General features: G+C 74.0%; 18 protein-coding genes. 5 read left to right on the top strand and 13 right to left on the bottom strand.

The features are described from left to right. Positions 1-493: 493 nt before the first annotated feature. The 3 genes from ACZ4NT_RS18535 to ACZ4NT_RS18525 form a co-directional block, all read right to left on the bottom strand. Entirely contained in the window at positions 494-1,300 is an 807-nt protein-coding gene (locus tag ACZ4NT_RS18535) for a nucleotidyltransferase domain-containing protein (protein WP_467726322.1), read from the bottom strand. Positions 1,301-1,543: 243 nt separating this feature from the next. Next, positions 1,544-2,509: a prolyl aminopeptidase gene (gene pip, locus ACZ4NT_RS18530; RefSeq protein WP_467726320.1), complete on the bottom strand. Its 966-nt coding sequence runs from the start codon at positions 2,507-2,509 to the stop codon at positions 1,544-1,546. Continuing rightward, positions 2,509-3,306: a uracil-DNA glycosylase gene (locus ACZ4NT_RS18525; RefSeq protein ID WP_467726318.1), complete on the bottom strand. Its 798-nt coding sequence runs from the start codon at positions 3,304-3,306 to the stop codon at positions 2,509-2,511. Before ACZ4NT_RS18525 ends, pip begins: the two co-directional genes overlap by 1 nt. A gap of 214 nt (positions 3,307-3,520) precedes the next feature. Here ACZ4NT_RS18525 and ACZ4NT_RS18520 point away from each other — a divergent pair, with 214 nt between their 5' ends. Further along, positions 3,521-4,012 carry an RNA-binding S4 domain-containing protein gene (locus ACZ4NT_RS18520; protein ID WP_121403634.1) on the top strand — a complete coding sequence of 164 codons (492 nt, stop codon included), beginning with the start codon at positions 3,521-3,523 and terminating at the stop codon, positions 4,010-4,012. 94 nt (positions 4,013-4,106) lie between these two features. Here ACZ4NT_RS18520 and ACZ4NT_RS18515 read toward each other — a convergent pair whose 3' ends face one another. Continuing rightward, complete coding sequence (locus tag ACZ4NT_RS18515; protein WP_467726316.1) at positions 4,107-4,559, bottom strand: DoxX family protein; 453 nt, start codon at positions 4,557-4,559, stop codon at positions 4,107-4,109. 290 nt (positions 4,560-4,849) lie between these two features. Between ACZ4NT_RS18515 and ACZ4NT_RS18510 the strand changes: the two genes are divergently transcribed. Beyond that, positions 4,850-5,116 carry a DUF6343 family protein gene (locus ACZ4NT_RS18510; protein WP_183116947.1) on the top strand — a complete coding sequence of 89 codons (267 nt, stop codon included), beginning with the start codon at positions 4,850-4,852 and terminating at the stop codon, positions 5,114-5,116. Between the two features lie 29 nt (positions 5,117-5,145). On the opposite strand, the gene ACZ4NT_RS18505 is transcribed toward ACZ4NT_RS18510, so the two are convergent. The 4 genes from ACZ4NT_RS18505 to rpsA all read right to left on the bottom strand — a co-directional run bounded on the left by ACZ4NT_RS18505 (position 5,146) and on the right by rpsA (position 8,878). Next, positions 5,146-5,526 (bottom strand): tetratricopeptide repeat protein, encoded by a 381-nt coding sequence (locus ACZ4NT_RS18505; protein WP_121403631.1) that lies wholly within the window; start codon positions 5,524-5,526, stop codon positions 5,146-5,148. Between the two features lie 50 nt (positions 5,527-5,576). Continuing rightward, positions 5,577-6,185, bottom strand: a complete 609-nt coding sequence (gene coaE / locus ACZ4NT_RS18500) for a dephospho-CoA kinase (protein WP_467726314.1) — start codon at positions 6,183-6,185, stop codon at positions 5,577-5,579. Positions 6,186-6,236: 51 nt separating this feature from the next. Continuing rightward, positions 6,237-7,175 (bottom strand): PAC2 family protein, encoded by a 939-nt coding sequence (locus ACZ4NT_RS18495; protein WP_121403629.1) that lies wholly within the window; start codon positions 7,173-7,175, stop codon positions 6,237-6,239. Positions 7,176-7,375: 200 nt separating this feature from the next. After that, a complete protein-coding gene (rpsA, locus tag ACZ4NT_RS18490) occupies positions 7,376-8,878 on the bottom strand; it encodes a 30S ribosomal protein S1 (RefSeq protein WP_121403628.1) in 1,503 nt (500 codons plus the stop codon). Positions 8,879-9,268: 390 nt separating this feature from the next. Here rpsA and ACZ4NT_RS18485 point away from each other — a divergent pair, with 390 nt between their 5' ends. Beyond that, on the top strand, positions 9,269-10,081 hold the full coding sequence (locus ACZ4NT_RS18485) for a class I SAM-dependent methyltransferase (RefSeq protein WP_121403627.1): 813 nt from the start codon (positions 9,269-9,271) through the stop codon (positions 10,079-10,081). A gap of 82 nt (positions 10,082-10,163) precedes the next feature. Next, positions 10,164-12,881 (top strand): ATP-dependent RNA helicase, encoded by a 2,718-nt coding sequence (locus tag ACZ4NT_RS18480; RefSeq protein WP_467726311.1) that lies wholly within the window; start codon positions 10,164-10,166, stop codon positions 12,879-12,881. A 31-nt stretch (positions 12,882-12,912) separates the two neighbouring features. Here ACZ4NT_RS18480 and pgfA read toward each other — a convergent pair whose 3' ends face one another. The 3 genes from pgfA to ACZ4NT_RS18465 all read right to left on the bottom strand — a co-directional run bounded on the left by pgfA (position 12,913) and on the right by ACZ4NT_RS18465 (position 15,931). After that, positions 12,913-13,905, bottom strand: coding sequence for a cell envelope lipid trafficking protein PgfA (pgfA, locus tag ACZ4NT_RS18475; RefSeq protein WP_121403625.1), 993 nt, complete (start codon positions 13,903-13,905; stop codon positions 12,913-12,915). Between the two features lie 31 nt (positions 13,906-13,936). Further along, positions 13,937-14,071, bottom strand: a complete 135-nt coding sequence (locus ACZ4NT_RS18470; protein ID WP_121403624.1) for an SPW_0924 family protein — start codon at positions 14,069-14,071, stop codon at positions 13,937-13,939. A gap of 174 nt (positions 14,072-14,245) precedes the next feature. Further along, positions 14,246-15,931, bottom strand: a complete 1,686-nt coding sequence (locus tag ACZ4NT_RS18465; RefSeq protein ID WP_467726308.1) for a lytic transglycosylase domain-containing protein — start codon at positions 15,929-15,931, stop codon at positions 14,246-14,248. Between the two features lie 272 nt (positions 15,932-16,203). On the opposite strand from ACZ4NT_RS18465, the gene ACZ4NT_RS18460 reads away from it, so the two are divergent. Next, on the top strand, positions 16,204-17,052 hold the full coding sequence (locus ACZ4NT_RS18460) for a DUF4184 family protein (protein WP_121403622.1): 849 nt from the start codon (positions 16,204-16,206) through the stop codon (positions 17,050-17,052). A 98-nt stretch (positions 17,053-17,150) separates the two neighbouring features. Here ACZ4NT_RS18460 and ACZ4NT_RS18455 read toward each other — a convergent pair whose 3' ends face one another. Together ACZ4NT_RS18455 and polA are read right to left on the bottom strand one after the other, a co-directional pair. Then, entirely contained in the window at positions 17,151-17,657 is a 507-nt protein-coding gene (locus ACZ4NT_RS18455; protein WP_467726306.1) for a hypothetical protein, read from the bottom strand. A 568-nt stretch (positions 17,658-18,225) separates the two neighbouring features. Then, positions 18,226-20,952 carry a DNA polymerase I gene (gene polA, locus ACZ4NT_RS18450; RefSeq protein WP_467726304.1) on the bottom strand — a complete coding sequence of 909 codons (2,727 nt, stop codon included), beginning with the start codon at positions 20,950-20,952 and terminating at the stop codon, positions 18,226-18,228. Positions 20,953-20,964 lie beyond the last annotated feature (12 nt).

Below are 20,964 nucleotides of genomic sequence, written 5' to 3'. Positions count from 1 at the left end.
GTGCGGGCCCGGCAGGGTGCGAGCCCGGCAGGGTGCGAGCCCGGCAGGGTGCGAGCCCGGCAGGGTGCGAGCCCGGCAGGGTGCGAGCCCGGCAGGGTGCGGGCCCGGCAGGGTGCGGGCCCGGCAGGGTGCGGGCCCGGCAGGGTGCGGGCCCGGCCGGTCGGGCGGCGCGCTGTCGCGAGCCCCGGGCGCGTCCCGGACGCCGCCGAGCCCGGTCGGACCGCACGAGCCCGGCCGGGCGCCGCCAGCCCGGTCGGACGGCGCCTTCGGGACCGGCGGCCTCACCAGGGGGTGATGCGCGCCGGGGCGGACGGCGCACGCCTGGGCGTGCGGCGCGAGCCTGCGCGGGCGGGCCCGGGGCGCGTCCCGGACGCCGCCGAGCCCGGGCGGACGGCACGAGCCCGAGCGGACCGCACGAGCCCGATCGGACGGCCGTCGGCCCGGCTCGGGTCGGGCGTCCGTCTGTCTGCCTCCGGCAGAGTCTCCGCGCCGGTCAGGCGTCCGTCGACCGGCGCGCCCGGGCGACGGCGGCGTCGAAGAGCTCCGTGGCCGAGGCGACGGCCTCCGCGAGCGCCGCGGGCTCCGGCGTCAGCCGCCCGATGATCCCGTCGGCCCCGCGCAGCCCCGCCCGCTCCAGCAGCCGCTTCTCGTTCGTGACCCACTCGCCGCGGGCCGCGAGCACGGCGTGGCCCGTCTGCACGGCTGCCGTGGCGAGCGCACCCGCCAGCTCGGTGAGGCGGCACGCGGGGGCGTGGTGGGCCGCGGCGTAGGCGAGGGTCGCGCGAGCCGTGCCGTGCCAGCGTTCGGCGGCGGAGGCGCGCAGCTTCTCCGGGTAGGCGTCGGGGCGGGCCGTCCGACCGCGCAGGACGCGGTTGACGGCGAGTTCGGCGACGACCAGGTAGCTGGGGATTCCGGCGAGATGGAAGAGGAGGGGCTCCACGCGGAAGCGGCCCTCCCCCGCCTCCGCGAGCTCGTGCTCGACGACGTCCAGGTCCCGGTAGTGGACGTCGACGCGGCGCCCTTCGACGGTCAGCCAGGCTCCGCCGTTGAACACGCCGCCGCCCCAGCCGCCGATCGCGGAGACCTCGCCCTCCCAGCCGACGGCCCGCAGGTCGTCCGGGTCGAAGTCCCCCCGGTAGTACACCGCCAGGTCCCAGTCGCTCTCGGGGGTGTGGGTGCCCTGCGCGCGGGAGCCGCCGAGGGCGACCGCGCGGACGCCGGGCAGGGCCGCGAGCCGGTCGGCGACACGGTCGAGGAAGACCGCGTCGTCCCGTGCGTGCCGTTCCGCGTCCGATACCACCGGGCTCCCTCCGCCGTCGGGCCCACGGTAGACGGAAGCGGGAGCCGGGCGCCTCCGAGTTCTCTCCGGGCGCCTCCGGGCGTGCCGGGCAGGTCTCCCCGAACCCTCCTCGTCACGAGGTCCGCGCGTCCCACCCCCACGTGTCGGCCGCCCGCGCGCGCGGGCACGGACGTGGGCGGGCCCAGTCCCGGTCGCCGGACGGGTCGGCCTCGGTCGGGCAGCCGAGGACGGCGGCCGACCGGGTCAGGCTCCCGCGGCGTACCTGTCCGTGGCCGCGACCAGAGCGTCCACCACGCTCGTCGCGCCGGCGTCGTGCCCCGCGTCGTCGACGACGGTCAACTCGCTCCCCGGCCACGCCCGGTGCAGCCGCCAGGCCGTGCCGAGCAGGTTGCCGAAGTCGAGGGTGCCCTGGACCAGCGTGCCGGGGATGCCGTCGAGCAGCGGGGCGTCCCGCAGGACGACACCCTCGTCGTTGCCCGGGCCGAGGAAGTGGTCGTTGCCGAAGTAGTGCGTGACCGTGCGGGCGAAACCCATGCGGAACGCCGGGTCCTCGTAACGCGGCACCGACCGCGGCGGCGCGGGCACGATCGCCGTCTCCCAGTCGGTCCAGGCCCGTGCGGCCCGCGCCCGCACCAGCGGATCGGGCGACTCGATCAGACGGTGGTACGCGGCGGCGAGATTCCCCTCCCGCGCGTCCGCGGGCAGCGCCGCCAGGAACCGCTCGAAGGCCTCGGGGAAGATGCGCCCAAGTCCCCTGGTCAGCAGGGTGACTTCAGGGTTCGATCCGGTCGCGATCCCGGTCAGCACCAGCTCGGACACCGCGTCCGGATGAGTCTGCGCGTACCGGAGCCCGAGCACGGCCCCCCACGACACGCCCCACACCAGCCAGCGCCCGACCCCCAAGTGCCGCCGCAGCAGCTCCAGATCATCGATCAGGCGACCGGTCGTGTTGACGCTCATGTCCGTCCCGTACGCGCTCGCCGACGGGGTCGAGCGGCCGGCGCCGCGCTGGTCGAGCAGCACGATCCGGTACGCGGCGGGGTCGAAGTAGCGCCGGAAGCCGGGGGTGCAGCCGGACCCGGGGCCACCGTGCAGCACGACCGCGGGCTTCCCCTCGGGGCTTCCGCAGACCTCCCAGTACACGCGGTTGCCGTCGCCGACGTCGAGCATGCCTCGGTCGTACGGTTCGATCTCCGGATACAACGCCATCACGCGAGCCTAGGGCCTGTCCGGCCGGTCCCGACTCCGGTCGACGACGGGACCGGGCCGGACGGGTCGGACGGGCCCTGGTCCGCCTCCGGCAGCGTGGGCAGACCCGCGTGCCGGGCCGCCGTACGCAGCACCTCCCGCAGCATCAGCGGGGTCAGCCGCCCGGTGAAGGTGTTGCGCTGGCTGACGTGGAAGCAGCCGAAGAGCTCCAGGGGCCCCTCCGCGCCCTCCAGCGTGACCCGCGCGCCGTGCCCGAAGGCGGGCCGCGGCCTGGGCACCGTCCATCCCGCCTCGGCGAGGGCGGGGAGCGCGGCCTGCCACCCGAACGCCCCGAGCACCACCGCCGCCCGCAGGGTGGGCCGCAGCAGCCGCAACTCGCCCAGCAGCCACGGCCGGCAGGTGTCCCGTTCCTCGGGCGTCGGCTTGTTGGCGGGCGGGGCGCAGTGCACGGGCGAGGTGATCCGTACGCCGTGCAGGGTGAGCCCGTCGTCGACGCTCACCGCGGTCCCCCGCGACGCCAGCCCCACCTCGTGGAGCGCCGCGTACAGCACGTCGCCGGACCGGTCGCCGGTGAACATCCGGCCCGTACGGTTCCCCCCGTGCGCGGCGGGGGCCAGGCCGATGATCAGCAGCGAGGCGTCGGGCGGCCCGAAGCCGGGGACGGGGCGTCCCCAGTACGTCCAGTCGGCGAAGGCGGCGCGCTTGGTCCTGGCGACCTCCTCCCGCCACTCGACCAGACGGGGACAGGCACGGCATCCGGTGATGCGGGCGTCCAGTGCTGCCAGGCTGCGGTCCATCCCACCACCGTACGACCGGCGGTCGGCGAGGCGGATTCGCGTCGTCCGGGCGGGAAGGCGCTCCGGCCCGGAGGGCCCCGGCGAGGCCGGGCGGCGGGACGGCGGATCGCGGCGGAGCCGGGCGGGGCGACGACAGGGACCGGTCCCGGTCGTCGCCCCGCCCACGCCGGAAAAGGACGTCCGGGGCGACGGCCGCCGGGACTAAGGTCGAGGCATGGCTTCTGAGGGTGCTGACGAGGACGAGCGGGGTGCGGACGGCGCGCCCGGCGCCGACGACCCGGCGGCCGCCGCCCGGGCGGCCGGACCGCGCACGGGTGAGAGCGTGCGCGTGGACAGCTGGATCTGGTCCGTACGGCTGGTGAAGACCCGCTCCATGGGGGCTGCGGCCTGCCGCGGCGGCCATGTCCGGGTCAACGGTGAACGGGTCAAGCCCGCGTACGCGGTCCGCGTGGGCGACGAGGTCCGCCTGCGCCACGCGGGCCGGGAGCGGATCGTCGTCGTGAAGCGCGTGATCCGCAAGCGGGTGGGACCGCCCGTCGCCGCCGAATGCTACGTGGACAACAGTCCCCCGCCCCCGCCGCGCGAGGCCGTCGCCCCGGCGGGCATCCGCGACCGCGGGGCGGGCCGCCCCACCAAGCGGGACCGCCGCGAGATGGACCGCCTGCGCGGCCTCGCCCGGCCGGACGGCGACGCGGACGGCCCCTGAGGACGTGGACACGTCGGTGAGGGCTCCCCGGTCCCCCCGGGGAGCCCTCAGTGACGTACGGACGGGGGCCACGGCCCCCGGCACCCCGCGGCGGTCACGGGCGCCGTCGGAGCACCCGCACCAGATCCGCGGTGTGGCTCCGGCGTGCCCAGGCGATCAGCGCGAGCGGGAGCATCAGGATGAGCGGCGTCGCGGGGTACGGGCCGTGGATGGCGGTGACGTTCACGATGAAGGCACCGACCATCAGCGCGCTCAGGGACAGCGCCGCCACCGACGACAGGAGCGGGATCAACAGGGCGATCCCACCGGCGAGTTCGAGCGCGCCGATGAGGTACATCCCCGTGCTGCCCCAGCCGAGTTTGTCGAAGCCCTCGGCCGCCGACGGGTGGGCGATCAGCTTGGGCAGCGCGCTCGCGAAGGCGAAGAACAGACCGAGCACCACCTGCAGGGCGCTCAGCGAGATCTGGGCGCGGCGGCTGCGGCCGGTACGGGTGGCGGCGGGGGTGACGGAGGCGGCGCGGGCGACGGAGGCGGTGCTCTCGGACATGGGGATCTCCTGTGCGAAGCGGTGTGAACTGCTGTCGGGGAGGTAGACCGCACCGGGTTCCGGAACTCATCGCCGCCGCACGGGATTTGTCGCTGCCGGGCCGACGGCGCCCCGCCGTCAGCGCATGCGTCATGCCCTGCCGGCACCGTCACCCCCGCGGAGGCCGACAGCCGGCACCGTCACCTCCCGCGGAGCCCGGCCGGCCGCACCACCGCCTCCCGCGGAGCCCGCCCGCCCCGTGGTGAACGTGCCCCGCGAAGAGTACGTTTTCGATGGGAGCGGTGATGGCCATGCGTACCGGCAGTGAACCGACGACAGCACGCAGTGCCCTGCGGCTGCGCTTCTGGCTGAGCGTGTGGGGGCTGATCTGGGCGATCGGCGGGACGGCCGCCTTCGCGCTCGCCGGACGTCCCGGATGGGCCGTCGCCTGCGGCGTGCTCTGGGTGATCGTCACCGTCGACATGGTCATGGTCCTGCGGCACATCAGACAGGGGCCGCACTACCAGCCGGGCCCCGACGTCCCGCCGTACCGGCCGCCGGACCAGCGGCATCCTTGAGCGGCGGGAGCCGGGGCGGGCTCGGGAGATCAGGAATCGAAGCGGGCCGCTTCCAGGTACTGCGGGTTCGGGTCGAGGGCGGCGGCCAGCCGGAAGTGACGCTTCGCCTGGTCGGGCCGCCGCTGGCGCTCATAGGTGCGGGCCAGCGCGAAGTGCGCGAACGCGTTGTCCGGCTCGCGCTCCAGGACGATGGTGAACTCCAGCTCGGCGGGTCGCAGTTGCGCGGCGGCGAAGAAGGCACGCGCCCGCAGCAGGCGGGCCGCCGTGTTCTCCGGGTGCGCGGCGATGACCGAGTCGAGCAGCTTCACCGCGCCCCGCGGATCGCGGGCGGCGAGCAGCTGCTCGGCGGCGCGGAAGTCGATGACGTGCGTCTCCGGAGTACGTCCGGTGGAACCGCTGGTGTCGGGCACGGCTGAGTCCTTCCCTCAGTGCAACGGTTCAACGCCCCCGCCGGGGGCCGCTATTCCGCCGCGGAGTGCGCCCGGCGCACGAGTTCCGCCCACACCTCCCCGACCCGGCGCTCCAGCCGGTCGAGCGGCACGTCGTTGTCGATGACGATGTCCGCGATCGCCCGTCGCTGCTCACGAGTGGCCTGGGCGGCCATCCGGGCGCGCGCGTCCTGCTCGGTCATGCCGCGCAGCCGTACGAGCCGGTCGAGCTGCGTCTCGGGACCGGCGTCGACCACCACGACCAGGTCGTACAGCGGGGCGAGGCCGTTCTCCGTAAGCAGCGGCACGTCGTGCACGACGACGGCGTCCTCGGCGGCGGCGCTCTCCAGTTCCCGGGAGCGGGCTCCGACCAGGGGGTGGACGATCGAGTTCAGTACGGCCAGCCGGTCGGGGTCGGCGAAGACGATCGATCCGAGCCGGGCCCGGTCCAGGCCGCCGTCGGGTGCCAGCACCTCCTCGCCGAAGGCCTCGACGACCGCGGCGAGCCCCGGCGTGCCGGGCGCGACGACCTCACGCGCGATCCTGTCCGCGTCGATCAGCACGGCGCCGTGCTCGACGAGCAGCCGCGACACCTCGCTCTTGCCGGCTCCGATACCGCCGGTCAGGCCCACCTTCAGCATGACCGGAAGCTTAGGGCCTGCCGTCCGTGCGGCCGGGCGGGGCCCCGTGTGTCAGCCGTCGCCCTCCCGCTCGGCCAGGAACTTCTCGAACTCCAGGCCGATCTCGTCCGCCGACGGGATCTCCACGGCTTCCGCGAGCATGTTGCCCCGGGACTCGGCGCCCGCCGCGGCGTCGTACTGGTGCTCCAGCCCCTGGACGAGGGCGACCAGCTCCTCGTCGCCCTCCTGGATCTGCCGGTCGATCTCCGTCTGCGTACGGTGCGCCTCGGTGCGCAGCGCGTGCGCGATGCCGGGCAGCACCAGACCGGTACCCGCGGTGATGGCCTCGAGGACCGTGAGCGCGGCGTCCGGGTAGGGGGAGCGGGCGATGTAGTGCGGCACGTGCGCGGCGACGCCCAGCACGTCGTGCCCGGCCTCCATCAGCCGGAACTCGATCAGCGACTCGGCGCTGCCGGGGACCTGGGCCTCCTCGAAGGGGCTGCGGTGTCCCGGCACCAGCTCGGTGCGGTTGCCGTGCGGGGTGAGGCCCACCGGGCGCGTGTGCGGGACGCCCATGGGGATGCCGTGGAAGTTGACGGACAGCCGGACCCCGAGCCGCTCCACGATCTGCCGCACGGCGGCCGCGAACCGCTCCCACTCCACGTCCGGCTCGGGGCCGGACAGCAGCAGGAAGGGGGCTCCGGTGGCGTCCTGGACGAGCCGCACCTCCAGGGCGGGCTCCTCGTAGTCGCTCCAGCGGTCGCGCTTGAACGTCAGCAGCGGGCGGCGGGCCCGGTAGTCCACGAGCCGGTCGTGGTCGAAACGCGCGACGACCTGGTGGGGCAGCGAGTCGAGCAGCCGGTCCACGATCTGGTCGCCGGTCTCGCCCGCGTCGATGTATCCGTCGAAGTGGTAGAGCATGACAAGGCCGGCCGACTCCTGGGCGAGCGCCATGTCGACGACGGCCAGGCCCTTCGGCTCCCATGCGTACAAACCCTGCGGATCAAGCACTGTGACCGCTCCTCCTCGTGTTCCTAGAGGACAACGTGGCGTGCAGCGCGGGCATTCCCGGCGTCCGCGCCTCCCGGGAGGCGGCGGCGCGGGCCTTCCCGGCATCCGCACCTCGCGGGAGGCGGCGCGGAACGCACTGCGGGCCCGCACCCCGAAGGGTGCGGGCCCGCAGTGTTCAACAGGTGCCTAGCGGTGAGCGATCAGCTCTGGCCGCCGGCCAGCTTCTCGCGCAGGGCGGCCAGCGCCTCGTCCGACGCCAGGGCGCCGGAGTTGTCGTCCGACTCCGAGGAGTACGAACCGCCGCCACCGGAGGCGGCCGGAGCCGCACCCGGGGTGGTGACACCCTCGGCCTCGGCCTGGGCGTCCGCCTCGCGGGACTTGATGACCTGGGCCTGGTGCTGCTCGAAGCGCTGCTGCGCCTCGGCGTACTGGCCCTCCCACGCCTCGCGCTGGGTCTCGTAGCCCTCGAGCCAGTCGTTGGTCTCGGGGTCGAAGCCCTCGGGGTAGATGTAGTTCCCCTGGTCGTCGTACGACGCGGCCATGCCGTACAGCGTCGGGTCGAACTCGACCGAGGCCGGGTCGGCACCGAAGGACTCGTTGGCCTGCTTCAGCGAGAGGCTGATGCGGCGGCGCTCGAGGTCGATGTCGATGACCTTGACGAAGATCTCGTCGTTGACCTGGACGACCTGCTCCGGGATCTCCACGTGGCGCTCGGCCAGCTCGGAGATGTGGACCAGGCCCTCGATGCCCTCGTCGACGCGCACGAACGCACCGAACGGAACGAGCTTCGTGACCTTGCCGGGGACGACCTGCCCGATCTGGTGCGTACGGGCGAACTGCTGCCACGGGTCTTCCTGCGTCGCCTTCAGCGACAGGGAGACACGCTCGCGGTCCATGTCGACGTCGAGGACCTCGACGGTGACTTCCTGGCCGACCTCGACAACCTCGGAGGGGTGGTCGATGTGCTTCCAGGACAGCTCGGAAACGTGAACCAGACCGTCGACGCCACCGAGGTCCACGAACGCACCGAAGTTGACGATCGAGGAGACGACGCCGGAGCGGACCTGACCCTTCTGCAGGGTCGTGAGGAACGTCTGGCGCACCTCGGACTGGGTCTGCTCGAGCCAGGCGCGGCGGGACAGGACCACGTTGTTGCGGTTCTTGTCCAGCTCGATGATCTTCGCCTCGAGCTCCTTGCCCACGTAGGGCTGGAGGTCGCGGACACGGCGCATCTCGACGAGGGAGGCCGGCAGGAAGCCACGGAGGCCGATGTCGAGGATGAGACCACCCTTGACGACCTCGATGACGGTACCGGTGACGATGCCGTCCTCTTCCTTGATCTTCTCGATGGTGCCCCAGGCACGCTCGTACTGGGCGCGCTTCTTCGAGAGGATCAGGCGGCCTTCCTTGTCCTCCTTCTGGAGAACAAGGGCTTCGATCTCGTCACCGACGGCGACGACCTCGTTGGGGTCGACGTCGTGCTTGATCGAGAGCTCGCGGCTCGGGATGACACCTTCGGTCTTGTAACCGATGTCGAGCAGGACCTCGTCCCGGTCGACCTTCACGATGACGCCGTCGACGATGTCGCCGTCGTTGAAGTACTTGATCGTCTCGTCGATCGCGGCGAGGAAGGCTTCCTCGTTACCGATGTCGTTGACCGCAACCTGCGGGGTGGTGGCGGTGGTCTCGGTGCTGCTCGTCATGTGGGAAAGGGCTCCGGTACGGACAGTGAGTCGTAGGTACTGCTTACGCCGGGAGCCCGTTTCGCTCTGAAGAAGCCGGACAGCCAAGGAAGCGCCAATTCCGGTGGTGCCCGGTGAAGGACACTGCCGTTGGCGCCTCGACAACCGAGGGGACATACAACAGATGCGAGCGCAGCCTGCTACGTCTGAGGAGCGCAGGCCCGCAGCGCAACTTGTAGCATACGGGGGCAGCCGGGCAGGGTCAATGCGCGAAGGCGCACACCCGGGGCGGAACGTCGCATACCCGGCACAAGTCCTGTCCCGTGAAGGCCGTATGGACCCTCGAAGCCTCTCCGGTGACACACCGGGACGCCCGGACGGACGAGCCCGCAGACTAATACGAGGGAGCCGATCATCCAAGAGCACGAACCGCTCGAACCGGAAGCAACCAGGCGTGACGCCGGCGTCACCGAGAGCGCCCGGGCCAACCGGGGCTGGTGGGACCGGAACGCGGACGACTACCAGGTCGAGCACGGCACCTTCCTCGGCGACGACCGCTTCGTCTGGTGCCCCGAGGGGCTCGACGAGGTGGAGGCCGAGCTGCTCGGACCGCCGGAAGAGCTGAAGGGCAAGGACGTCCTGGAGATCGGCGCCGGCGCCGCCCAGTGCTCGCGCTGGCTGGCCGGCCAGGGCGCCCGCCCCGTCGCGCTGGACCTCTCCCACCGCCAGCTCCAGCACGCGCTGCGCATCGGCGGCGGCGTACCGCTCGTGGAGGCGGACGCGGGCGCGCTGCCCTTCGCCGACGGCTCCTTCGACCTGGCGTGCTCGGCGTACGGAGCGCTGCCGTTCGTCGCCGACCCGGTCCTCGTGCTGCGCGAGGTCCGGCGGGTGCTGCGCCCGGGCGGCCGATTCGTGTTCTCCGTGACGCACCCGATCCGCTGGGCGTTCCCCGACGAGCCGGGGCCGGAGGGCCTGAGCGTCTCGGCCTCCTACTTCGACCGCACTCCCTACGTGGAGCAGGACGAGGACGGGAACGCGGTGTACGTCGAGCACCACCGGACGGTCGGCGACCGGGTGCGCGACGTCGTGGCCGGCGGGTTCCGCCTGGTCGACCTCGTGGAGCCCGAGTGGCCCGACTGGAACACCCAGGAGTGGGGCGGCTGGTCCCCGCTGCGCGGCCGGCTGATCCCGGGGACGGCCGTCTTCGTGTGCGAGCGCGACTGACCTCTCCCCTCCCTCCCCTCTCTTCCCGTCCTGTCTCTCCCCGCGCGCGGGGAGAGACAGGACGCTCGTGGAGACTGGGCACGTGACCCGTACCGACGAGCTGAACCTGCTGCCCGTCCGTTCCGCCGTGCCCGCGCTCCGCACCGCCCTGGAGGAGCACGGAACCGCGGTGCTCTGCGCGCCGCCGGGAACCGGCAAGACCACGCTCGTGCCGCTGGTCCTGGCCGGACTCACCGGCGAGGGGCCCGCACGCCGGGTCGTCGTCGCCGAGCCGCGGCGGATCGCCGCCCGGGCCGCCGCGCGCCGGATGGCGTGGCTGCTGGGCGAGAAGGTGGGCGAGCGGGTCGGCTGCACCGTGCGCGGTGAACGCGTGGTGGGACGGCACACGCGCGTGGAGGTCGTGACGACCGGTGTGCTGCTGCAACGCCTTCAGCGCGACCAGGAACTCCGCGGCGTCGACGTGGTGGTGCTGGACGAGTGCCACGAGCGGCATCTGGACGCCGACACCGTCGCGGCCTTCCTGCTCGACGTGCGGGCGGCGCTCCGCCCGGAGCTGCGGCTGGTGGCCGCCTCCGCCACGACCGACGCGGCCGGCTGGGCCCGGCTGCTCGGCGGGGCGCCGGTCGTCGAGGCGGAGGGCGTCTCGTACCCGGTGGACGTGGTGTGGGCGCCGCCCGCCCGGCCCGTCCGGCCGCCGCACGGGATGCGGGTGGACCCGGCGCAGCTGACGCATGTCGCGGCGGTGGTGCGGCGGGCGGCGGCGGAGCACGCGGGGGACGTCCTGTGCTTCCTGCCGGGCGTCGGCGAGATCGCCCGGGTCGCCGGGCAGCTGGCCGGGGCGGGCGGGGTCGAGGTGCTCCAGGTGCACGGGCGGGCGCCGGCCTCCGTGCAGGACGCGGTGCTGTCTCCCGGCACGGGGCGCCGGGTGGTCCTCGCCACCTCGGTGGCCGAGTCGTCGCTGACCGTCCCGGGTGTGCGCGTGGTCGTCGACTCCGGGCTCGCCCGGGAGCCGCGGGTGGACCACGCCCGCGGGCTGAGCGCACTGACGACCGTACGGGCCTCGCAGGCGGCGGGGCGGCAGCGGGCGGGGCGTGCCGGGCGTGAGGCACCCGGTGTCGTGTACCGGTGCTGGACGGAGGCGGAGGACGTACGGCTGCCCCGCTTCCCGGCGCCGGAGATCAAGGTGGCCGACCTGACGGCGTTCGCCCTGCAGGCGGCCTGCTGGGGTGACCCGGACGCGTCCGGCCTCGCGCTGCTGGACCCGCCCCCGGCCGGGGCGATGGCGGCGGCGCGGACCGTGCTGGAGGCGGTCGGCGCGGTCGGCCCGGCGGGGCGGGCGACGGAGCGGGGCAAGCGGATGTCCCGGCTGGGACTGCACCCGCGGCTCGCCCGGGCCCTCCTGGACGCGGCGCCCGAAGTGGGCGCCGAGCAGGCCGCCGAGGTGGTCGCCCTGCTGAGCGAGGAGCCGCCGCGGGAGTACGGCGACGATCTCGCCGGAGCCTGGCGGACGGCCCGGCGCGGGGGCGACGCGTACGCCGCGCGCTGGCGCACCGAGGCCCGCCGCCTGCGTACGGCGGCCGCCCTGCCCGCGGCCGCCCGGGACCTCTCGGCCGGAACGTCCGCCGAAGCCGGACCGGCGGCCCCGCCGACCGGCGACGGCGAAGGCTCGGCCGGCGGGCCGACCGCTGCCGGAACGGGCCGGCGGCCCCCTTCGCCCGCGCGGGCCCGGCGAGGGCCGTCCGGCGCGGCCGTCACCCCGCCGGACGGTGTCCGGGCCGGAGCGGCCGGGCAAGGGCGACCCGGGGCCGACGGTGGGCGGGTGAGCGGGGACGACCGGGTCGCCGGGCTCGTCGCCGCGCTCGCGTTCCCCGAGCGCGTGGCGCGGGCGCAGGGCGGCTCGTACCTCATGGTGTCCGGGACCCGGGCCGAGGTCCACGACGGTTCGGGGCTGCGGGGCGCACCCTGGCTGGCCGTCGCCGTGGCCGACCGGCCGGTGGGCGCGGGGCACGCGCGGGTGCGGCTCGGCGCCGTCGTCGACGAGGAGACGGCGCGGCGGGCAGCCGGTGCCCTGCACGCCGAGGGAGACGAGGTCCGCTGGGCCGACGGGGACGTCGTGGCGCGGCGCGTCGAACGGCTCGGGGCGGTGGAGCTGGCGGTGCGGCCGTTGCAGAACGCCGACCCCGCTCTCGTACGCCGGGCGCTGCTGCAGGGGCTGCGCGAGGAGGGGCCGGAGCTGCTGCGGTGGACGCGCGACGCCGGGACGCTGCGTCAGCGGCTGGCCTTTCTGCGGCTGCATCTCGGCGAGCCCTGGCCCGATGTCGGCGACGAGGGGCTGCACGCGCGCGTGGACGAGTGGCTGGAGCCCGAGCTGGGGCGGGCCCGCCGGCGCGCCGACCTGGGGCGGATCGACGCCGGTCAGGCTCTGACGCGGCTGCTGCCGTGGGCCTCGGGGCAGGCCGCCCGGCTGGACGAGCTGGCGCCGGAGCGGATCGAGGTGCCCAGCGGGTCCAGGATCCGCGTCGACTACACCGATCCCGAGCGGCCGGTCCTGGCGGTGAAGCTCCAGGAGATGTTCGGGCTCCACGAGTCGCCGACCGTCGCGGGCGTGCCCGTGCTGGTGCATCTGCTCTCGCCCGCGGGGCGGCCCGCCGCGGTCACGGCCGACCTCGCGTCGTTCTGGCGGGACGGGTACCGGGCCGTGCGGGCCGAGCTGCGGGGCCGGTACCCGAAGCATCCGTGGCCCGAGGATCCGGCCGCCGCCGAGCCGACCCGGTACACGAAGGCCCGCCTCGGGCGCTGACCGGTCGCCGGGTTCGCGCCCGGCACCGGGCTCAGGCGCCGACCGGCTCCGGTTCCGGCCGCCCGGCGGGCGCCGGGTCCTCCGGCCTGCGGGCGCGGGCCTCCAGGTACAGGGACAGGGCGAGCAGGCCCGTGCCCAGGACGAGGAAGCCCCAGGGCAGGTACGTGGTCATCAGCAGGACGACGGTGCGGTTCGACTTGACCAGGGACACCGTCGACTCGATGTAGTCCTCGCGCATCTTCACGTGCCCGGCGAAGGCGGTCACCTTGTCGCGGCCGCCGAGGAGCGTGCCGCCGCGCAGTTCCTCGCGGTGGATCTCCTCGCCGTACACGGGAGCGCCGGTGACCGGCTCGACCCAGAACTTGCGGACGGTGGTGTACCAGCGGGTGGTGCCCGTCTCGGCGACCGACTCCGCGGTGATCCCCTCGACCGGCATGATCTTGGGGAACGGGACCTCGGTCCACGGGATGGTCTGCTCGAAGTAGTAGACCTCGACGCCGCGGAAGTCCTGCGTGCCCTTGAAGTGGATGGGTGCCGTGGTGCGGGCTTGGGCGTCGAAGTACTCGTAGTCCCGCTTCTCCGTGCGGAAGGGCCACTTGAACTCGATGCCGCCCCGCTTCACGGGGTCGCCGTCGACCGACTCGCCCGTGGCGTGGACGGGTTCCTGGGTGTGCGCGTCGAAGATGTAGCGCTCGGGCAGCTTGGAGACCATCTTGCCGTCGGGGCCCTCCACGTAGGACAGGGAGTCCCAGACGACGACGTCGCGGCCCGCGGTCCGCTCGATCGCCTCCGACGCCGCCACGTTGCCCTTGAGGGTCTGCACGATGGTGACCTTCGGGACCTTCTCGGCCTTCATCGTTCCGTAGTCGAGCAGGGTCGCGTCCTTCGCCTCCAGGACCATGTCCTGGTACTGGCCGGCGGGGATCTTGGCCAGCCGCGGGAAGGCGTACCAGCGCAGCAGCGGGGACAGCGCCGTGAAGAACACGGCGAGGGCGAGCAGGACGAGGCTGGCCTTGCGTCGCATCTCGGCGGCCCTCCCTGTGCGTCGGGGACGTCTACGGGTGCTCGGGGACGGTCGTGAGCAGCGGCTCGGGCGAGGTCGAGCCGGACGGCGAGCCCAGGGCCGTGAGCGTGAGGACCAGGGCGAACGCGAGGGCCAGGCCGGCCGCGGCGGCGATCAGGGCACGCATACGGGACCTCCCGGCCGGCTGGGCAACCTGGACACGTACGGACACCAGGAACTGATACTCCGTCAGGTCGGGCACCGTAGCAACGGCGGGGCGAGATGAGAACACGTTGCGCACGGACTGCGGCGCCCCTCCGCAGGAAACCGGAGGGGCGCCGCAGGTTCAGGGCCGATGGATCTAGGAGGCGGCGGCCGCCACCTTCAGTTCCACGGTCAGCGTCGCGCCGCCCGTGGTGGTGATCCGGAGCAGGAACGTCCCGGCCGTGTCGTCCGCGTACAGCTTCGGCAGCTTGAGCAGACCGCTCGCGTCCGTCTTCAGGTCCGTGAGGGTGCGCACGGTCTTGCCGTCCGCGTCCTTGAAGTACGGGCCCTTGTCGTTCGCGGTGGCGTCCTCCGCCGACGCGACCAGCGTCGCGGTGGCCGCGACGCCGTCCGCGACGGCGCCCTGGTAGGTGGCCTTCACCTCGACCTGGTCGGCGAACTCGCCGCCCGGCGTGCAGGTCAGCGCGGTGTCGGCGGTACGGGCGAGGGCGTCGGCCCGGCGGGCGGTGACGGTCGCCGCGTAGTCGACGCCGGTCACCGTCCGGCCCACCACGGCGGTGCGGACGGTGAAGTCGCCCGTCTTCTCACCGGCCACGAGCGCGGGCGCGACGGCCTTGCCCGCACTGTCGGTGACGACCGTGGCGACGCTCTCGCCGCCGGTGAACGTGCTGTCCGTGTCGCCGACGATCGTGAACCGCACCCGGACCTTCGCGACCGCCTTGCCCGCCTTCGTCTCGGCGCGCGCGGTGATCCGCTTGTCGAAGGTGTCCCCCGCCGTCGCGGTGAGCTTGCCGGTGCCGGCGTCCTCCAGGTGGTCCACCGTGTCGGTGGGCGTGGCGGGCGGGGTGGTCGGCGGCTTGCTGGGCGTGCCGGGCGTCGTCGGCGGCGTGCCGGGCGTCGACGGGTCCGGGTCGGGAGCGGGGTGGCTCGGCTTGGGGTCGGGGCTGGGCGTGACCGGGACCGACGGGCCGGTGGGGACCGTGACGGTCCGGTCGTCGTCGCTCCGGTGCCCGGGCAGCGCGCCCGTGCCGTCCGGTACCTCGCGGGTCTCCTTGCGGTAGGAGTCCAGCCACGACAGAACGGTGTTGAGGTACGCCGTCGAGTTGTTGTAGCTGAGGATCGAGGCGTTCATCTCCGACTGGACCGACATGTCGTGGTCGAAGCGGCAGAGGTAGTGGCCGGCGGCGAGGGCCGCGTCGTAGATGTTGTTCGGGTTCTTCGCGCCGTCGCCGTTGCCGTCGCGGCCCGCCCATTCCCAGGTGGACGGGATGAACTGCATCGGTCCGACGGCGCGGTCGTGCCGGGTGTCGCTGTCGTAGGCGCCGTTGTCGGTGTCGGAGATGTTCGCGAAGCCGTTGCCGTTGAGCACCGGGCCGAGGATCGGCGAGTACGTGGTGCCGTCGGCGTCGACCCGGCCGCCGCGGGCGTGGCCTGACTCGACCTTGCCGATGGCGGCGAGCAGTTGCCAGGGCAGGTTGCAGCCGGGCTTGGACTCGCGCAGCGAGGCCTCGGCCTTCTTGTAGGCGTCGAGGACCGTCGCGGGGATGTCCGACTCCGTGACCGTCCCGGTCGCGCCGTCCCCGCCCGGGGAGGGTGTGGCCGTGGGGCTGTTGAGCGGCGGAAGGTCGGTGTAGTAGGGCGAGTTGCCGGTCGCGGTGCCGCCGCCGGTGCCGTCGGCCGAGGACTCGGAACCCGTCGACTGTCTGCCGGGATCGTCTGCGGTCACTCCCGGTGCCTGGGAAGCGGACAGTGCCGCTACCGCGGCCGCCGCCACGGCGGTCGTCGCCGCCCCCTTGCGCAGCCTGCCGAAATGCGCCGCCATTGAGTGAACCCCTCCCGTGGACGACTCCCGCGCTCCGCGCGCTCTTCCCGTTCCCTGCCGTGCTCCCCAGCACGGTGACGCAGGTGACCCTACGACAACTTCCGTCGCCGGGGCACCCGTTCGCGCCCGGTATTCACCGCTTGGCCATATACCCGGTGTTCGCGGGCCCCCGGCGGGCGGCCCGCGGGGACATTCTCATGCGTCCTTCATACTGGCGGGAGTGATCGCCAGGGGCCGCACCGCGCGCCCGACTCCGGGCGCAGGGGGACGCATTGCCTTTCACTCTCAGCCACGCGGCGGCCGTACTGCCCGCCGTACGCGGCGACGGCACCGGTCGCGGCCGGCTGGTGCCCGCCGTCCTGGTGGCCGGATCGTTCGCTCCCGACATGACCTATTACGCGGCGAGTGTGCTGTCGGGGGCGATGGAGTTCGGCGACTTCACCCACTCCTTCACCGGCGTCTTCACCGTCGACGTCCTCATCGCCTGGGTGCTCGTGGGCCTCTGGCTGGTCCTGCGCGAACCGCTGGTGGCCCTGCTGCCGCGGACCGGGCAGGGGCGGGTGGCGGCCCTGCTGCGCTGCGGGGCGCCGCATGCCCGCCCGGGACCGTCGCTGCTGCTGCGCTGGTACGTCTCGGCCGTGCTCGGCGCGCTCACGCACGTCGTCTGGGACGCGTTCACGCATCTCGACCGGTGGGGGATGCGGGTGTTCCCGGTCCTGGGCCGGGAGATCGCGGGTTCGCCGCTGTACTGGTACCTGCAGTACGGCGGTTCGGCGGTGGCCGCCGTCGTCATCGTCTCCTTCCTGGTCGTCGCGCTGCGGCGGACCTTCCCCGGCGAGCCGCTGGGTGTGCCGGTGCTCTCCCGGGCGGACCGCTGGCTGGCGGGCGCGGTGCTCGCGGGCTGCGCCCTGGTGGGAGCGGTGCAGCGGGCCTCGCGCTGGTGGGCGTACTGGGGCGCGGACGCGAAGCCCTGGGAGCTGATCCCGACGGTGTGCTTCGGAGCGGGCGCCGGACTCGTGCTCGGGCTGGTCGTCTACGGCGCCGGGGTCAGGCTGCGGCGCCCGGCCCCGCCCCGCCCGGCCCAGGCTCCGGCGGAGCGGAACCAGGAGACGGCGCGCTGACGGTACGCGGGGAGGGCGTTCCCCGGTGACGCCCGTGCCCGGCGTGCTTGCCGTGCCCGGCGGGTCGGCGTGTCCGGTGTGCTGGGGCCCGCCCGTATCTACGGGGTCGTCCCCGCGTCGGGGGCGGGCGCGGGCGCGGGGCGGGCGAGACGAACGTGGCTCAGACCGGCCCACAGTCGGCGGGCGGCGCTGTCGCTCCGGGCGGTGAGCAGGGCGCGCAGCGAAGTCCGCTCCCGGCGGGTCAGGCCGCGGCACCGTTCACGGACGCGGCGCGTGATCGCCGCCGCGATCGGCCGGCGGACGGCACCGGCCGAGTCGGCCCGGCTCCGCCCGCCGGCCCCGGCGCAGGTCGCTCCCGCGGCCCCGGCGCGCGCCCTGCGGCACCGGTCACCGAGCCGGGCCCCGTCCCCGGCCCGGCGCAGGCGCGCGTGGAGCCGGGCGGCGGGGTGACGGGGCGGGCGGCCGCGGCGGGGGGCGCGTACCCGGGCGGTACTCGCCCCGGCCGCGAAGACCGGGGCCGCAGTGCGCGGCGAGGCCGCGCGGGCGGCCGCCAGGAACAGCGGGGTGGCTCTCCCCGCGGGACGGGGAAGCAGGCGTATACCCATGCCCGCATCCTTACGGTGCCCCGCACGGGGGTGCGTCTCCGCGAGGGCCACCCGGGTGACCGGCCCCGGCCCGCCCGCCCGGCGTCGCGGAGGGGGCCGGCGCCGGGGCCGGACAGGCCGGACCGCTTCCGCACCGGCCGCGGAGCCACCCCGCGGGAGCAGGCAGGCCCGACCGCACCGACCCGGCCGCGGAGCCACCCGCCGGAGCCGGTGGGGAGCCGCAGGCGGATCCCAGGGTGGACCGCCGTGGCTGTGCCGGACTGCGGGACGGTCCGGAGCCGGGGAGAACGGGACCCGGGACGGGCCGCCCCAGGGGGACCGGACCCGAAACGGACCGGCCCCGACGGGGACCCGACCCCCGGGGAACCGAACCCCCCGGAGGCCTGACCCGGGACCGGCCCAACCCGGGACCGACCGAACCCCGGGGGACCTGATCCGAGCCGGGCCGAACCCCGGGGAGCCGACACGGGACCGCCCGAAGACGGACCGGCCGCCCGGCGGAAGGAAACCGGACGGACCGCACGCCCCGTGGGCCGCGTCAGCGTCGGTGGCTTCCGCCCGTGCGGGGCTAGTGCGCCGCCGACTCCCAGTCGGGGCCCGAGCCGACGGACACGTCGAGCGGGGCCCGCAACTGCACCGCGCCCGCCATCTCGCGGCGGACCAGCTCCTCCGCCTGTGCCCGCTCACCGGGGGCGATCTCCAGCACGATTTCGTCGTGGACCTGGAGCAGCATCCGGGACTTCAGGCCGGCCTCGCGCAGCGCCCGGTCCACGTTGAGCATCGCGATCTTGACGATGTCCGCCGCCGTGCCCTGGATGGGCGCGTTCAGGGCCATGCGCTCGGCCGCCTCGCGGCGCTGCCTGTTGTCGCTGTTGAGGTCGGGGAGGTAGCGGCGACGCCCGAAGAGAGTCGCCGTGTAGCCCGTGGCGCGGGCCTCGTCGACGGCGCGGCGGAGATAGTCGCGCACGCCCCCGAAGCGCTCGAAGTACGTGTCCATCAGGCCCCGCGCCTCACCGGCGTCGATGTTCAGCTGCTGGGAGAGGCCGAACGCGGACAGCCCGTAGGCGAGGCCGTACGACATGGCCTTGATCTTGCGGCGCATCTCCGCGTCGACGCCGGACCGCTCCACGGAGAACACCTGGGAGGCGACCGTGGTGTGCAGGTCCTCGCCGGAGGTGAACGCCTGAAGCAGTCCCTCGTCCTCGGACAGGTGGGCCATCACGCGCAGTTCGATCTGGCTGTAGTCCGCGGTCATGAGGGACTCGAAGCCCTCGCCGACCACGAAGCCGCGACGGATCGCCCGGCCCTCGTCGGTGCGGACCGGGATGTTCTGCAGGTTCGGGTCCGTGGAGGACAGGCGGCCGGTCGCGGCCACCGTTTGGTTGAACGTGGTGTGGATACGGCCGTCCGCGGCGATCGTCTTGATCAGGCCCTCGACCGTGACGCGCAGCTTGGCCTGCTCGCGGTGCCGGAGCATGAGCACCGGCAGCTCGTGGTCGGTCTGCGCGGCCAGCCAGGCCAGGGCGTCCGCGTCCGTCGTGTAGCCGGTCTTGGTCTTCTTCGTCTTCGGCAGGCCCAGCTCGCCGAAGAGGACCTCCTGCAGCTGCTTGGGCGAGCCCAGGTTGAACTCGTGGCCCACCGAGGCGTGCGCCTCCTTCACGGCCTGCTGCACGGCGCCCGCGAACATCTGCTCCATGGCTTCCAGGTGCGCCCGGTCGGCCGCGATCCCGTACCGCTCCATGCGGGCCAGCAGCGCCGAGGTCGGCAGCTCCATGTCCCGCAGCAGGTCGGCCGCGCCGACCTCCTCCAGCTTCTCGGCGAACGCCTCGCCCAGGTCGAGGATGGCGCGGGCCTGCACCATGAGCGCCTCGGCCTCGGCCTGGTCGTCGGCACCGAAGGCGAGCTGCCCGTCGGCCGCCGCGGCGGGCGCCAGCTCCCGGTTCAGGTACTCCAGGGACAGCGCGTCCAGGGCGAAGGAGCGACGGCCCGGCTTCACCAGGTAGGCGGCGAGCGCGGTGTCCATGGTCACGCCCTCGACGGTCCAGCCGTGCTCGGCGAAGACCCGCATCACGCCCTTCGCGTTGTGCAGGACCTTCGGGCTGCCGGCGTCCGCGAGCCACCCCGAGAACGCGTTCTCGTCGGCCTCGTCCAGCTGTGAGGGGTCGAACCAAACGGCCTTGCCGTCCGCCGCGGCGAGCGCGACCTCGGCCACCGAGCCGGCGCCCAGCGCCCACGCGTCGACGGTCGCCAGACCGAGCGCCGCCCCGCCGTGCTCGGCGAGCCACGGCGTCAGCTCGCCCGCGCCCAGCACCGCGCCGTCCAGCTCCACGCCCGGAGCGGCCGGCTGGGCCGCCTCGGCCTCCTCCGTCCCGGGGTCGACCGCGAACAGCCGCCCGCGCAGCGAGGGGTTCCGGATCTCCAGGGTGTCCAGGACCATCGCGACGGTCTTGCGGTCGTACGGCGCGCGCTCCAGGTCCACGACCGTCTTCGGCAGCTCGACGTTGCGCTCCAGCTCGGTGAGCCGGCGGTTGAGCTTGACGGACTCCAGGTGGTCGCGGAGGTTCTGCCCGGCCTTGCCCTTGACCTCGTCGACCCGCTCGACCAGCTCCGCGAACGAACCGAACTGGTTGATCCACTTCGCGGCCGTCTTCTCACCGACCCCGGGGATGCCCGGCAGGTTGTCGGACGGGTCGCCGCGCAGCGCCGCGAAGTCGGGGTACTGCGCCGGTGTCAGCCCGTACTTCTCGAAGACCTTCTCCGGGGTGAACCGGGTCAGCTCCGAGACGCCCTTGGTCGGATAGAGCACGGTGGTGTGCTCGGAGACCAGCTGGAAGGAGTCGCGGTCACCGGTGACGATCAGGACGTCGAAGCCGGCGGCCTCGGCCTGCGTGGCCAGCGTCGCGATGACGTCGTCGGCCTCGAAGCCGTCCACCGCGAACCGCTCGGCGTGCATCGCGTCGAGCAGCTCGCCGATCAGCTCGACCTGCCCCTTGAACTCGTCCGGGGTCTTCGAGCGGTTCGCCTTGTACTCGGTGAACTCCTCGGAGCGCCATGTCTTGCGCGACACGTCGAACGCCACCGCGAAATGCGTGGGCGCCTCGTCGCGCAGCGTGTTCGCCAGCATCGACGCGAAGCCGTAGATCGCGTTCGTCGGCTGGCCCGTCGCGGTCGTGAAGTTCTCCGCGGGGAGCGCGAAGAACGCGCGGTAGGCCAGCGAGTGCCCGTCCATGAGCATCAGCCGCGGACGGCCCGTGCCGGAGGTCTGCTCGGTCTTCTTCGATGCTGTTTCTGCCACGCCCCCGATCCT

It is taken from the genome of Streptomyces sp. NPDC026417 (assembly GCF_055567695.1).
The sequence above is the reverse complement of the archived record's forward strand: the minus strand, read 5'-3'. Positions and strand labels throughout refer to the sequence as shown.

What these genes read in the sequence shown, in the direction of transcription:
- pip (WP_467726320.1), bottom strand. Translation starts at nt 2,509, where the DNA reads ATGGCGTTGTATCCGGAGATCGAACCGTACGACCGAGGCATGCTCGAC.
- ACZ4NT_RS18525 (WP_467726318.1), bottom strand. Translation starts at nt 3,306, where the DNA reads ATGGACCGCAGCCTGGCAGCACTGGACGCCCGCATCACCGGATGCCGT.
- ACZ4NT_RS18520 (WP_121403634.1), top strand. Translation starts at nt 3,521, where the DNA reads ATGGCTTCTGAGGGTGCTGACGAGGACGAGCGGGGTGCGGACGGCGCG.
- ACZ4NT_RS18515 (WP_467726316.1), bottom strand. Translation starts at nt 4,559, where the DNA reads ATGTCCGAGAGCACCGCCTCCGTCGCCCGCGCCGCCTCCGTCACCCCC.
- ACZ4NT_RS18510 (WP_183116947.1), top strand. Translation starts at nt 4,850, where the DNA reads ATGCGTACCGGCAGTGAACCGACGACAGCACGCAGTGCCCTGCGGCTG.
- coaE (WP_467726314.1), bottom strand. Translation starts at nt 6,185, where the DNA reads ATGCTGAAGGTGGGCCTGACCGGCGGTATCGGAGCCGGCAAGAGCGAG.
- rpsA (WP_121403628.1), bottom strand. Translation starts at nt 8,878, where the DNA reads ATGACGAGCAGCACCGAGACCACCGCCACCACCCCGCAGGTTGCGGTC.
- pgfA (WP_121403625.1), bottom strand. Translation starts at nt 13,905, where the DNA reads ATGCGACGCAAGGCCAGCCTCGTCCTGCTCGCCCTCGCCGTGTTCTTC.
- ACZ4NT_RS18470 (WP_121403624.1), bottom strand. Translation starts at nt 14,071, where the DNA reads ATGCGTGCCCTGATCGCCGCCGCGGCCGGCCTGGCCCTCGCGTTCGCC.
- ACZ4NT_RS18465 (WP_467726308.1), bottom strand. Translation starts at nt 15,931, where the DNA reads ATGGCGGCGCATTTCGGCAGGCTGCGCAAGGGGGCGGCGACGACCGCC.
- ACZ4NT_RS18455 (WP_467726306.1), bottom strand. Translation starts at nt 17,657, where the DNA reads ATGGGTATACGCCTGCTTCCCCGTCCCGCGGGGAGAGCCACCCCGCTG.